The 13,799-nt window shown below is 42.2% G+C and carries 10 protein-coding genes; 1 reads left to right on the top strand and 9 read right to left on the bottom strand.

The features are described 5' to 3' along the window. Nucleotides 1-12: 12 nt before the first annotated feature. Both G610_RS0100495 and larC read right to left on the bottom strand, forming a co-directional pair. Nucleotides 13-1,197, bottom strand: coding sequence for a MalY/PatB family protein (locus G610_RS0100495; protein ID WP_035796519.1), 1,185 nt, complete (start codon nucleotides 1,195-1,197; stop codon nucleotides 13-15). A gap of 18 nt (nucleotides 1,198-1,215) precedes the next feature. After that, the gene (gene larC / locus G610_RS0100490; RefSeq protein WP_330368071.1) at nucleotides 1,216-2,424 is read right to left on the bottom strand and encodes a nickel pincer cofactor biosynthesis protein LarC; all 1,209 of its coding nucleotides are present in this window, start codon (nucleotides 2,422-2,424) and stop codon (nucleotides 1,216-1,218) included. Between the two features lie 190 nt (nucleotides 2,425-2,614). On the opposite strand from larC, the gene G610_RS0100485 reads away from it, so the two are divergent. After that, nucleotides 2,615-3,397 (top strand): Cof-type HAD-IIB family hydrolase, encoded by a 783-nt coding sequence (locus G610_RS0100485; RefSeq protein ID WP_051197392.1) that lies wholly within the window; start codon nucleotides 2,615-2,617, stop codon nucleotides 3,395-3,397. Here G610_RS0100485 and G610_RS0100480 read toward each other — a convergent pair. The 7 genes from G610_RS0100480 to G610_RS0100450 all read right to left on the bottom strand — a co-directional run bounded on the left by G610_RS0100480 (nucleotide 3,390) and on the right by G610_RS0100450 (nucleotide 13,589). Next, nucleotides 3,390-4,466: a S66 family peptidase gene (locus G610_RS0100480; RefSeq protein ID WP_051197390.1), complete on the bottom strand. Its 1,077-nt coding sequence runs from the start codon at nucleotides 4,464-4,466 to the stop codon at nucleotides 3,390-3,392. The genes G610_RS0100485 and G610_RS0100480 overlap by 8 nt on opposite strands. Before the next feature lie 107 nt (nucleotides 4,467-4,573). Continuing rightward, complete coding sequence (locus G610_RS0100475) at nucleotides 4,574-6,244, bottom strand: GGDEF domain-containing phosphodiesterase (protein WP_026523203.1); 1,671 nt, start codon at nucleotides 6,242-6,244, stop codon at nucleotides 4,574-4,576. A gap of 108 nt (nucleotides 6,245-6,352) precedes the next feature. Then, a complete protein-coding gene (locus tag G610_RS0100470; protein WP_026523202.1) occupies nucleotides 6,353-8,641 on the bottom strand; it encodes a beta-galactosidase in 2,289 nt (762 codons plus the stop codon). A 107-nt stretch (nucleotides 8,642-8,748) separates the two neighbouring features. Continuing rightward, nucleotides 8,749-9,744 (bottom strand): LacI family DNA-binding transcriptional regulator, encoded by a 996-nt coding sequence (locus G610_RS0100465; RefSeq protein ID WP_026523201.1) that lies wholly within the window; start codon nucleotides 9,742-9,744, stop codon nucleotides 8,749-8,751. Nucleotides 9,745-9,780: 36 nt separating this feature from the next. Further along, nucleotides 9,781-10,656: a sugar ABC transporter permease gene (locus tag G610_RS0100460; protein WP_026523200.1), complete on the bottom strand. Its 876-nt coding sequence runs from the start codon at nucleotides 10,654-10,656 to the stop codon at nucleotides 9,781-9,783. Continuing rightward, a complete protein-coding gene (locus G610_RS0100455; protein WP_026523199.1) occupies nucleotides 10,656-12,056 on the bottom strand; it encodes a carbohydrate ABC transporter permease in 1,401 nt (466 codons plus the stop codon). Before G610_RS0100455 ends, G610_RS0100460 begins: the two co-directional genes overlap by 1 nt. 162 nt (nucleotides 12,057-12,218) lie before the next feature. Next, the gene (locus G610_RS0100450; RefSeq protein WP_026523198.1) at nucleotides 12,219-13,589 is read right to left on the bottom strand and encodes an extracellular solute-binding protein; all 1,371 of its coding nucleotides are present in this window, start codon (nucleotides 13,587-13,589) and stop codon (nucleotides 12,219-12,221) included. Nucleotides 13,590-13,799: the final 210 nt, after the last annotated feature.

The raw sequence follows: 13,799 nt of genomic DNA, 5'->3' as shown, positions 1-13,799 counted from the left end.
CTCCCCGATCATTTATCTTCTGATCTTATCAGAATTATTCAAAAGCCTTTGCATGGCTTCTTCTAACTTATGTCTTGGGCATGCGATGTTGAATCTCTCAAAGCCTTTACCCGCTTCACCAAAAAGGTATCCTTCGTCGGTAAACAAAAGCACATCCTTGATATTAAACTCCTCAAGCTCGCTGCAGCTAAGTCCGTATGCGCCAAAATCACACCACAAAAGATAGGTGCCTTCAAGGGGATAGACCTTCACCTCAGGGAAATGCTCATTAAGAAAACTCTTCATATACTTCGCATTACCATCTATCACTTCTATACATTCATCAAGCCACTTTTCGCATTCAGTATATGCTACTCTGCAGGCCTCCATTCCAAGGGCATTGACTACTCCTCTATGTTCTTTGGCACGGCTGTTTATAAAGGCTTTTCTCCTGTCCTCATCCTCAATAATGATGCACGAAGTCTGAAGTCCTGCCAGGTTAAAGCTCTTACTTGGTGCAGTACATACCGCCATGTGTTTTCCTGCATCTTCAGCCACATTGGCCATAACAGTATGCTCATAGCCCGGCATTATCAGATCGTTATGAATCTCGTCACTGATTATGAAAACATCATTTGAAACGCAGATATCATAAACCTGCTTAAGCTCTTCCTTTGTCCACACTCTTCCAACCGGATTGTGAGGATTGCAGAATATGATAAGCTTGTTGTTTTTATCTGCTGCTGCCTTTTTTAGGCCGTCAAAATCTATGGTGTATGAAGAATCATCATGTAAAAGATCCACATTCACCACTTTTCTGTTATTTTTTTCAATTGAGCCCTTAAAAGGATAATATACGGGAGTCAGAATAATTACGCCATCTCCCTCATCCGTCGTGGACCTGATAAGGTCGCTCAGTGCAGGAACCACACCGTCTGATAGGGCTATCCACTCTTTTTCAATATGATAATCGTGGCGCTTTTCCATCCATCCACAGACTGCTTCAATAAATCCATCGGATGGTGCCGTATAACCAAGAACCGTATTCTCAATATATTTCTTTAATCCCTCTATGATCTCAGGAGCATTTTTAAATTCCATATCCGCTACGGAAAATGGGATCACGCCCTCAGGGATGTCAGGATTTTTGTCAAACATATCCTTATACTTGTAGGAAAAAGATTTTGTTCTGTCAGGACATGTTAAAAAATCGTACATTGTCTTTACCTCTGATATTTATTTTCTCTCTATAATTCCGGAATCCTTTTCCCTGGCGATCCTGGCCAGATCCTCGTATTCCTTCTTCTGACGGCTTACACCATAGCCGCTTACTTCCTTAATTCGAATATCCCCATCAGGTGTGGAGACAGTTTTCTCTACGCGGTCAAGAACATAGCGTCTGCAAATGCTCTCTCTTATGCCGATAGTTGTAGTATATTTAAAAATCAGTTTTACAAATTCATCCTTTGCATTTTCTTTGCAAAGTACCGTCAGCATTACGCCGGGGCGGTTCTTTTTCATTCCTATGGATGTGGTGAAAACATCCAGGGCCCCTTCTTCCATAAGGCGCTCTGTGGCAAAACCGATCTCCTCGGGAGTCATGTCATCAAGATTGCAGACAAGCTCAGTGACGCTGTCCATCATATCTGTATCTTCGCCAAGCATAACTCTTACAGTGTTTGCCTGAGGGAAGTCCTTTTTGCCCATACCATATCCTATCTTGGATATACTCATAACAGGCTGATTTCCAAAGCTTGACGCGAAATATCTAACCAGCGCTGCCCCTGTAGGAGTACAAAGTTCGCCCTTAATATCACCGCTATAGCTGGGAATTCCCCTTAGAAGATATGCGGTTGCAGGTGCGGGAACAGGAAGAATTCCATGGGCACACTTAACCTGACCGCTTCCAACATGGATTGGAGATACCACTATATTATCTACTTTAAGGCGGTTCATGACAAGACATACCGCGGAAATATCAGCGATTGCATCCATATTTCCAACTTCATGAAAATGAATCTCATTTACATTTACGCCATGGACATTACTCTCAGCTTCAGCAATCAGTTTGTAAACATTTATCACATCCTGTTTTACAGCTTCACTCATCTTAAGAGAATTAACGATCTCTTCGATATCCTTAAGGTGTCTATGTACGTGATGGCTGTGATGATGCTCGTGCTCATCATGGTGATGATGTTCATGATGATGCTCATGCCCCACATCTTCACTTATCTCTTCTTCACCATTTACCTTCACTTCCAGATGGCTACCCATAATTCCGCATTTTTCACTTTTTGTAAGCTCGTAGGTAACCCCGGGAATCCCCAGCTCAGATAGCTCTTTTAATATCTCTTCCCTGTCATCGCACAGCTCTATAAGTGCAGCTGATAGCATATCACCGGCAACGCCCATTTTGCATTCCACATATAAAGTCTTCATCATCATGTCCTCATTAAAATACTTCTCGTCAATTGTTGCTAGTTGGTGAATCTTTTAAATCTTATGTTATTATATCAATCTATGGACACTTTATCACGACCAATATTGTTAAATATGGTATCATATATAGAAATGATTTTAGGCTTATTTACTGCATTCGCGGTAAGTATTCCTTTAGAAAAGGATGTTAAAAATGGTTTTATTTTTCGATATCGACGGAACACTCTGGAACTATAAAAACGAGATCAACGAAAAGACAATAGAAGGAATCAGACAGGCAAGAGCAAACGGTCACAAGTGCTTTATTAACACCGGCCGCGCCAGAGCTTTTATCACCAATGAAAATCTGCTTGGCATCGGCTTTGACGGCATCGTATCAGCCTGCGGAACCATGATTGAATTTGGAGATGAAGTTATTTACCAAAGATTCATTCCAAAAGAGGATGCCATAAGAACCATCGAAACAGTAAGAGAATATGGCTTTAAGCCAATCCTTGAAGGTCCCACACACCTCTATTTGGAGCTTAAGGATTTTCAGGGTGATATGTACGGCGATAAGATAATCGCTGAGATGGGCTCACACCTTCGGGGTATCGATGAATGCTATGGAAATTGGGAGATGAATAAACTCTCCTGCGCAACAGAGATTCCTGTTGAAAAAAGAGATGAGTGCTTCGATAAGCTCTCAGACCTTTATGATTACATAATTCATTCAGACACCGTTGTTGAGATGGTTCCCAAGGGCTTCAACAAAGGTACAGGAATCGAGAAGGTCTGCGATCTTCTTGGTGAATCAATTGAAAATACCTTTGCCTTCGGTGACAGCATAAACGACAAAGAGATGCTGCTCGCAGCAGGCGTTGGTGTAGGCATGGGTGAAACCTACCATGACCTTACAGACTACGCAGACTACATCACAACATCTCTTGATAACGACGGCATTTGGAATGCCCTTAAGCATTTTGAGCTTATTTAAGACTTATCTTTAAATCATTTCCTTTTGCGTATACCTTAGCCTCAGCTCCCATGACAATGGGCATTGCAGGATCGATATGTCCTATATCCGCATCCATTACGATAGGCACTCCAAGCTCGCCCACAATATCTGTCACTGCATTGAAATGATTTGCCCCCATCATCTCGCTTCCAAAAGCTGTCAGTGGACGACCTATTACAAAGCCCTTGGCACTGTCAAACCATCCCGCTTCTCTCATGTTCCAGATGGTTCTTCTGTAGCTGAGAGGTGTCAGGTCACAGGCTTCAAGAACCCAGATAACATCCTTAAAATCTTTATTGAATTCCTTCATCTTATCAAACCTTGTTCCCACAAGATTTGCAAGAACGTCAACGCAGCCCCCAAGGAGGATTCCCTGCATATTTATCTCAGTATTCTCATCTACCTTGACTGCCTTACCACTATTGCACACAAAGCTTGTAAGAATCTTATCTGAATTATATTCGTAGGGAACATCAAAGTTCACCTTCGAATAATCCGTAATTTCTTCAGAGGGCTTCTCTTCTTTTGCAGGATCAACGAATTTCTCATATCCGGAGAACTCTGTCTGAGTCCCCTCAAGAGCGGCCATAGCGTCATACTCAGGTTTCTCCCATTTTTTTGAAAAGCCCGAAATACACGGCCCATATATACCCTGCACTCTTGAAATTGTAACAAGAGGGAAAATAAAATTAGTATTGTCCGAATAGCCAAGATACCACTTGGGCTTCTCATTTTTCAAAGCTTCAAAATCCACATAGGTTATGGTCTCATTCATGCACTCACCGCCCCCGGCAGAGATAATTGCATCGATTTCATCCCTTTTATAGAATTCCACAAGCTCAGCGGCAGCTACCTTGGGATCAGTATTTATTCCGATTCCGTCATTTTTAAAAAGGGTATCACCCTCAATAATTTTATAGCCTCTGTTCTCAAGATTTCTCTTGGAATAACCATACATTGAATAATAAGGCTCGCTGGATGGCCCAAAAGAAGGTGCTGTGATTCCGATACTACATCCTGGTTTAATATATTCAGGTCTTTTTATCATACTGTTCTCCTCCTTTTTATCATCAGTATATTTTAAAAACATACATAAAAACAGGCTGCTCTTTTCGGAAAACAGCCTGCTTTACAAAACTATCTTTGTACTAAAACTTAATACGGCAGTTTATATTTATAGTTGATCAGTCTCTCCACAAACTCTTCGTATGGAAGCGGCTTATCAAAGAAGTATCCCTGTGCCAGAACGCATCCTGTTTCTTTCAGGAACTTAAGCTGCTGTTCAGTCTCCACGCCTTCTGCGATACTCTCAAATCCCATATCGTTAGCAAGAGAAATTACGTGGCGGAACATGATACTTCTGATGCTTCTCTCATCCTCATCATCTTCAGGAAGGAAGCACTTATCAACCTTAAGTACATTCCAAGGGATTTCTTTTATGAGATTCAGTGATGAATAACCCATACCGAAGTCATCAACAGAAGTAAATATTCCTACCTCCTGAAGATCACTAACCATTCGCTTAAGATAAGTGAATTCCACATCGGCATTGGTCTCAGTAAGCTCTATCTCAATGCATTCATGAGGTACGTTATGTCTGTCTATGATATCGAGAATATGCTGCGTTATATCAGGATCAGCCATGTGCTTACGTGACAGGTTAACAGAAACTCTAACTACTCGTTTACCCTCGTCAAGCCATTTTCTTATATCCATGCAGGCATGCTCAAGCATATAAAAATCAAGCTTGCAGATATCCATATTCATCTCCAGGATCGGAATAAATTCCATAGGCGGAACTATTCTTCCATTCCTGAACCATCTACACAGTGCCTCAGCTCCCATCAGTTCACCGGTTTCTACTGCTATCTTTGGCTGATAGTAAACCTTAAACTCCTCATCCCTGAGAGCTTCCACAAACTTACTCTGAACCTTTATGATATATTCACGATCGATATCTGTTTTTCTGTCGTAATTAATTATGCTGGCACCGCCGCCTGTCCTTGCCTGCTCTGAAGCCCCGGTTACCTTCGTCATTATGTCGCCAAAATCATGATATTCGAATTCCTCAGGAATATTGAAAACACCTGCAGATGAAGACACGATAATATAGTCACCGCTATTATCATCATAGACAACAGGTGCCCCGGTAATGATTTTAATTACGTCATCTTTTTTATCCTCAGTCAGGATCATTATGAAATTGTCACCACCGATATGACAAACGACACCATCACCGGCAATCGCATCCTCAATCAATGAGATATATTTCCTCATAACAACAGTACCGGCATCTCTTCCGATCTGCTGATTGACAAGTGAAAAATGGCTAAGATTAATTCTGATAGCCACCATGCCGTGAAGCTTATCTTCCTCATTAAGCCTGTCTATTTCGCGCATATAGAACTTTAGGTTCTTATATCCGTCAATATCATAGAAAGAAAGTCTCTCAACTGTTCTTTGCAAACGCGTTCTGGATGCAATGCTGACGATAATCTTTTGAATCAGATCGATACGCTGAGTCTCCTCTTTATTTAGAGGTTCTGCGCCTTTTGCAAAATAGCAGATACAGGTGGTCACAGTTTTTACATCTGTTTCGAAGCGGGCAATTCTTGTCTTATCAGAACTGTTCCCATCATCGTAGCAGATAAACTTTTCACCTATATCAAGAGCCTCATTTTCAAGACTGTCGTAAAAACAAGTGACGCCCTTTGATACTCTGAACATTTTGCATAGCTCGCCCAGAGTAGTATAGATGTCTTCAATATCAAGGACTTCAGCCGTCATCTTTTTTACAAGTTGTTCAAGTAATTCATAGTATCCCATACACGGATCACCACTTTCATACTTAATTAACAATGACTACTATTATATTTTACCTTAATATTCAGATTTTGGCACCACTTGTTATCGATTTGTCAGATAAAAGTTTTATTAAATTGATAATCTAATTCTATACTGCGCTATGGAATCCACCGAATTCATTCTGCAAACCTTACCATCCTCCATTTCAGGTCTGGTCTGAAGGTAAATCTTATCATTTTCATGCAGGGGATAAACCACAGCCTCAGCCTCGAACTCTTCCTCAAGACCGCTTTTTCCTTCTGATCCTATAAATCTCTTAAGCCCGATTTCCCACTTTTGACCTGTGTAGAAGCTGTCAGCAATCATCTGGCCTTTGGTAAAGCTCTCCATCTCTGCTCCGGCATAGATTTCTCCTCTGTCTCCTGCGTAGTCTATCATAAGATAAACTTCATCTATGTCAGCATCTATATCAGATACTTTTATTCCGTATTTCATGCTGCCGTCGGAGGCAGCTTCAGCGTTCTCATCCCAGGAAAGAATTGTCATTACAGGATTTACATACTCATCAACATATCTGTAATCAGCAAATTCCATGCTGTCTATCATATATGATTCGCTGGCACTTTCAGCATCTGCATGTATAAAACCTATGGGCGTCTCATCAAGATCAGGCCATACTCTGAAGGATACGCCGTGAGCCTGTCCATCAGAAGGAATCTCTGCATATATCTCATATCCAAGAGAATTGCCCTTTTTGTCGGTCCTTGGATTCTCAACAACGTTATATTCACTTATTATGAGGTGCTCTGCGCCGCGCTCATCCTTTACCTTTACAGCGTGCTCAGCCTCTTCCCTGAGAAGAGTAACAATGCTGATTCTTCCAAGGTCACCTTCAATTTCGTAGGATGCAGACTCATTTTTATCTGTGTAGAAGACGTATGCTATCTCTCTTCCTCTCTCGTCATGAAGAATACAAAGAGGAGTTGCGTTAGCCTTCTTTAAAACCGCATCATAGCCTATAGGCATATTAAAGGGATAGAAGAAATAGTCTCCATTCCTTACATCCCTCTCCTCGAAATCGCAGATTTTCTCTCCTGCTTCATCATAAGCTGTAAGCACAATCTGCTCATGATCAGCCATCTCATATCTTCTCTGATAATTGTTTACAAAAAGATATCCGGAGAGTTCTTCCTTGCCGCAAATCTCTGTCTTGTGTGCTCTTACAGCACTTCTAAGAGATGAAAGATCATCCGGCTTAAGGGGGTTACCTGGCTGCGGAATGTAAGGCATGTCACAAAGTTCTTCTCCAAAATCCTTGGTGAACATGGCAAGAGTTCTTACCTTGCGATAGGTCTCCTCCATCTGTCCATACTCTCTGATGGGAGCATTAAAATCGTATGACAAAACAGGAAGATCATTAGGATATCCGGTCTCAGTACTCTCCTGAAGAGTTGTGAGCTTACCCTCGGGATTGGTGCCGCCATGATACATATAATATCCAAGAAGATTTGCACCACTTCCCATTTTTACCATACTCATAGCAGCTGTATCATCACCTGTAGCGATAGGTCTTCTGTGGTGTGTAACCTGAAGTCCGCCTCCAAGCTCTGCTGTAAGATATGGGAACTTATCCATATCAAAGGTAATTCCCACGCCAAGACCATGATCTGAGCCTATGTTGTGATCATTTCTCTCTTTAGTGAAAATATAATTGCCACTTGGCTCAATCTCAGTAGTTCTGGGATCCCAGGGAGCTTCGCAGTATCCACCCATGACAGGCAGCATCCCTCCTGTCACAGCACCTCCCCAGCCGGTAGCAGTATAGATTGGTACATCAAAGCCTATCTCCTTGGCCATGCTCTGAAGAGTTCTCATATGCTGTTCACCCTCAGCTCCTCCAAAACCGCCGCAATGACCATACTCATTCTCAATCTGAACACCGATAACAGGGCCACCATCCTTAAGGAAAAATCCCTTTGCCTGCTCAAAGATGTGCTCATAGAAATTTCTAACATGTGCAAGATATTCAGGTGCATCGCTTCTAAGATCGTATCCCTTTTCCTCAGCATCCTTCAAAAGCCAGTCAGGGAAGCCTCCGTTTCTGGCTTCGCCGTGAGCCCAGGGTCCTATTCTCAAAATGCATTTAAGGCCGCTCTGTTTAACGGTCTCAAGGAATTTATGCAGATCCCTGTCCCCGCTAAAATCAAACTCTCCGCGAACTTCTTCGTGATGTATCCATATAGTATAAAGTGAAACGATGTCTACACCGCCACTTTTCATTTTCTTAAGTTCTTCAGCCCAGTAACGGCTTCTATATCTGGAAAAGTGCATCTCACCCATAACAGGATAAAAAGCCTTCCCATCAACTGTCAGTGACTTTTCATTAAAAGACAGTTTGTTTTCCTTAGTAAGTTTCATTTTTTCATATCCTCCGGGCAGGTCTGGCTCAGAAGAGTCATTCTCCTGCTTTATTTAAAAAGTGCCGGCTCATTTGAAATACCAATAAATGAGCCGGCTTATTGATTTTACTTCGTGCTTTCCTTCATTACAACTTCATAATTTTGCAGACTTTGTTTTTCAACACTTTCACCGTCAATAAGCGAAAGCAGCATTCTTGTCGCTGTAGCACCAAGTTTTCTTTCATCAAAATTCAGTGAAGTAACAGGAACTACAGCATTTTCCAAAATATTACTGTTGTAAAAGGATGCCAGTCTAATATCCTCAGGAATCTTGATTTTTTGTGCTCTGCATATAGAGATCACATACCCAGCAAGCTGATCATCCATACAGACTACACCATCAACCTTCTTGGCTGCAAGCTGCTTTACAATTTCGGTAAGTCTCTGCTCATTACCCTGATTAAGGAAAATAAGTGACTCATCGATCTTCTTATTGGCCCTCTTAAAGGCATCAACAAAGCCATTATATCTGGTCCTTGTTATCATGTGATTCGAGGAACCGCCGATCAGAGCCAGCCTGGAATGCCCCTTCCCTATCAGAATAGAGGTAAGTTCCAAGCATGCGCCATAATTATCATTATCAACAGTAATGATATCTTCGTCAAAGGATGTACCTATGGCTATAAATGGAATCCCGCTTTTCTTTAAGTACTCTGCAGGCCTGTCATCAATAAGCGTTCTTGTCAGGATTACTCCATCAACCTTCCTGTTTTCAATGATTCGTCTGAGATTGGATATCTCATCTCCGGACACAAGGGATATAACAATGTCATACCCGTGACCGCTTGTAACCTCGCTCATTCCAATGAGACATCTCTGAAAAAAAGGAAGATCAACAAGTGAATAATCTCCGGGCCATACAACAGCCATGTTGTAAGTCCTGCGCTGCGCAAGTCCCTTGGCGACAACATTAGGTTTGTAATTATTCTGTTCAATGTATTCGAGGACGCGGTTTCTTGTTTTTTCTCCAATTCTGCCTTTACCGGAAATAGCTCTGGATACGGTAGTTTTGGAAACACCAAGGGCCGCCGCAACATCCTCGATAGTAATTTGCTCGCCCATATTATTCTCTCAATTGTTTTTTATAAGGAAGTTCCGTTAGCCCTTTACCGCACCGCCGGTAACACCTTCAACATAGTACTTCTGCAGGAACAGGAACAAAAGTGTAACCGGAATGGCAACAAGTACGCCGCCGGCACAGAATCTTGTAAAGTACCCCTGATAGTCTCCTGTATTCATCCATCTGTACATGGAAACGGCTACGTTGTAGCTCTTATCATGTCCAAATGCGATGTAGGAAGCAAATACATAATCATTCCAGGGTGCCATGAAAGCTACCAGCATTGTGTAAATGATGATGGGCTTACTCATGGGAAGTGTCATTGTAAAGAATACTCTTGCTCTGGAAGCGCCATCGATACGGGCAGCTTCATCCAGTGCCTTGGGAATAGTATCAAAATATCCCTTACATACGTAGTAACCCATACCTGAGCTTGCTACAGATACAAGGATCAATCCGGGAATTGCTCCGGCCTGAGTAAGTCCCATCTGCTTAAGCAGGAAGTACAGACAGATCATTGTAAGGAAGCCCGGGAACATTCCAAGTACCAACCAGAACTTCATAAGTGCAGTTCTTCCGTAGAATCTCATACGGCTAAGAGCATAGCTTACGCAAAGTACGATGATAGTCTGAAGAACAGACACGCATGTAGCAATAATAACCGTATTGAGATACCATCTCTTAAAGTTGGTCTCATTTCCAAGAACGAATCTGTAGTTGTCCAAAGAGAAAGTCTTGGGAACGATATAACCAACAATTCCGCCGTACTCAACCTCAGGAAGATATGATCTGAAGCTTCCAAGTACCAGTCCCACAAAAGGGAACAGCCATATTATTACGATGATTGTAAGTGCCAGATAAGCAAGAGCGTTGCTAATGGCACGTTTCTTTTTCATTGAAGTTTCTTTTGCCATTACTGGAATCCCTCCTCATCCTTTACTGACGGCAGCATGCGATATACAGAAAGCATGATTATAGCCGTAACAACGAATACCATGATACCTATTACAGCGGCCATCTTATAATCTGTGTCATTGATGGTCATCTTATAAAGCCATGTAACCAGAAGGTCTGTACCACCTGCACCTCCTGCATAACTCATGGACTTCGGTCCGCCACCTGTCAAAAGATAGATAACGTTAAAGTTATTAAGGTTACCTGTATATGATGTCAGAAGGTACGGTCCTGTTACGAAAAGCATGTACGGCATTGTGATATTCTTGAACATCTGCCATGGTGTAGCGCCGTCGATCTTGGCACTTTCATAAAGATCCTCAGGAATATTCATAAGAAGACCTGTAGCCATAAGCATAAGATAAGGAATACCGATCCAGATATTTACTACTACAATTGTAATCTTGGCAAGCCATGGATTTGTCCAGAAGGGAATCGCGCTCTTTATTATTCCAAGCTTCAAAAGTGTAGCATTGATGATACCTGCGTTATCGAACATCTTTGCCACATACAAAAGACTAACAAACTGAGGAATAGCGATGGTCATAACAAGACAGGTACGCCAGAACTTTTTAAATTTGATTCCCTTTTTGTTAATAAGGATTGCAACAGCTATTCCAAGGAAATAGTCGATAAACGTTGCAAGAAAAGCCCAAACCAGTGTCCAGAGAAGTACACTTACGAATGTACTACCGAATCCGCTTTTTCCAAATGAAAACAGATTCTTGAAGTTGGCAAGTCCAACCCATGTGAACAGCTTGGTCGGTGCCTGATGTGTCGCATCATAATTGGTGAAAGCAACACATATCATGAAAATGATTGGCAAAACGGTGAAGGCAAATACACCTGTTACCGGAAGTGCCAACAATGTTTTATCAAAATTAGAATCAAAGAGAGACATGAAATCTGCTCTGTTTCCGGGAAGCTTCTTGCCCTGTTTAAGTGCAAGCTCTTCCTTTCTGTTCTCTTTGATGTTCATTCTCCACAAGAAAATAATGAATACAATAAAAATAAGAGTAAGAAGACCAAACAAAAGAATAAGGAATGAATGATCTCCATAAACTATTTTTCTGCGCTTTTTAGTTGTCTCGATTACACCAAGGGTTCCCAGCTTGGAAAAATATTTACCACCAAAAGCTCCAAGGAACACAAAGAATAAAATCTCAACAACAAGATACATAAGGCCTCTTAAGGTCTGTCCCCTGAGTATCGGTCCGATACCCATAATCAAAAATGAGAGTTTTGTTTTCCAATCGCCCTCTTTAAATGTGACCCCGATCTCTTTGAGGTCATTTACCAAAATCGAAAAAAATCTGCTAACAGGATTCTGTTTCGAATTAGACGCATTATCACTGCTCATAGCGTTCTCCTCCGCTCTTGCGTTCCCACACAACCAAGTATTTTCAGCATTCCTTCTAAAAAACCGGCAGAAGGCAAAAGCTCCTGCCGGTTTGAATTTTTCAAGGTATTGTTTTTACAAACTTCTGACTAAGCTCGACAAAACCTCGCTAAGTCATCAGTTTTACTGAGCAAGACCTACTACTGTCTCCTGGAATGTAGCAAGTGCTGCCTTGAGGTCATCATCAGATGCGCTCTGGAACTTGTCTGTTACGTCACCAGCAAGTGCCTCTGCGTTTGACCAGTAGTCACCAGGATACTGACCCTGAGGAATTGTGAATGCGAACTGCTCTGAAAGTGCTGAAAGAGCTTCGTCAGCCTTAACTGATGGATCTTCCTGAGCCTTGAGGTTTGAAGGGCCCCAACCTACTGCATTGTATCTAGCAAGCTGAACTTCTTCGCTTGTGAGGTACTGAGCAAGTGCATCACATACAGCAAGCTTGTTCTCATCTTCCTGAGGCTTAACACCGATGAGCTTGCAGCCATTGAAGCCGCTCATCTGATAGCTCTTGCCGTCAGAACCTGTGAATGTAGGAAGCTTAGCGCAAGCGTAGTTGTCGCCAAGTGCTGCCTTAACAACATCTGCATCCCATGTACCATCGATGATTGCTGCGTAGTCAACTGCATCGCCTGCAGAAGAACCGGGCTGGAAAGCCTTAGAAGAAGCAACTTCGATCATCTCTTTAAGAGCTACAAGACCTTCTTCTGAATCATAGTTACAATCACATGCTGTGAAGTTACCATCATTGTCAGACTCGTATGTAAGTGTGCAGCCTGTTCCGAAGAAGAATGCTACCTGATACCAACCTGTAAGATCCATGTAGAAGTTCTTACCAGCTGCTTCGCACTGCTCAAGGATGCCCTCAAGAGTAGAAGGATCTGTTACAACGCTCTTATCATAGTAAAGGAAATATCCGTTATCTGCTGTCTCAGGATAAGAATAAAGTGTGTCACCAACTGTTGCTGCTGTTACAGCACCTGCTGCGTTCTCACTCTTGATTGCATCAACGTTCTCAGGAGCAACCTCCTCAAGAGCACCTGCTGCAACAAGTCTTGCTGTCTGGTCCTGAGCGAAACCATAAATATCAGCACCTGCTGTTACGTCTGTGATCATGTTGCTTGCTGCATCGCCTTCACCTACAGCCTCAACTGTTGCTGTGTATCCAGCGAACTGAGGGTTAGCTTCGATAAACTTATCGAACTGCTCCTTTGTGAAATCAACTACGTTGTCAGCAACCCAGATCTTGATCTCGCCTGTGCCGTAATCTGTGTCATCTGCTGCTTCTGCAACATCTTCTGTAGCTTCTTCAACTGCTTCTGCTGCATCTTCAGTTGTTTCTTCAACTGCTTCTGTTGCCTCTTCTGCAGTCTCCTCTACTGCATCTGCAGTGCTCTCAGCAGTATCTGCTGCTGTGTCGGCTGCGCCGCCGCATCCTGCAAGCAGTGATGCAGTCATAGCTGTTGCCATCAAAACTGATACCAATTTCTTTTTCATTTTACTTTTTCCTCCGTTTATTACCGTTTTTTGTTGCGCAATGATTAATTTGCGCAATCGGTTGCTCTTGAACACATTGTAAGTCTGTGCTTTTTTATCGTCAATAGTGATTTTCTCATAAAAGAAAAACGTTTTCCTTATACATATTGCACAAATTCATTACCGGAAACGTTTACACGGCAAATGTGTGTGCGCAACCGTTTGTCTTAG

The sequence above is a fragment of the Butyrivibrio sp. MB2005 genome (genome assembly GCF_000424285.1).
Lineage (GTDB): Bacteria > Bacillota > Clostridia > Lachnospirales > Lachnospiraceae > Butyrivibrio.
Note: the sequence above shows the minus strand (reverse complement) of the source record. Positions and strands in the feature narration are given on the sequence as shown.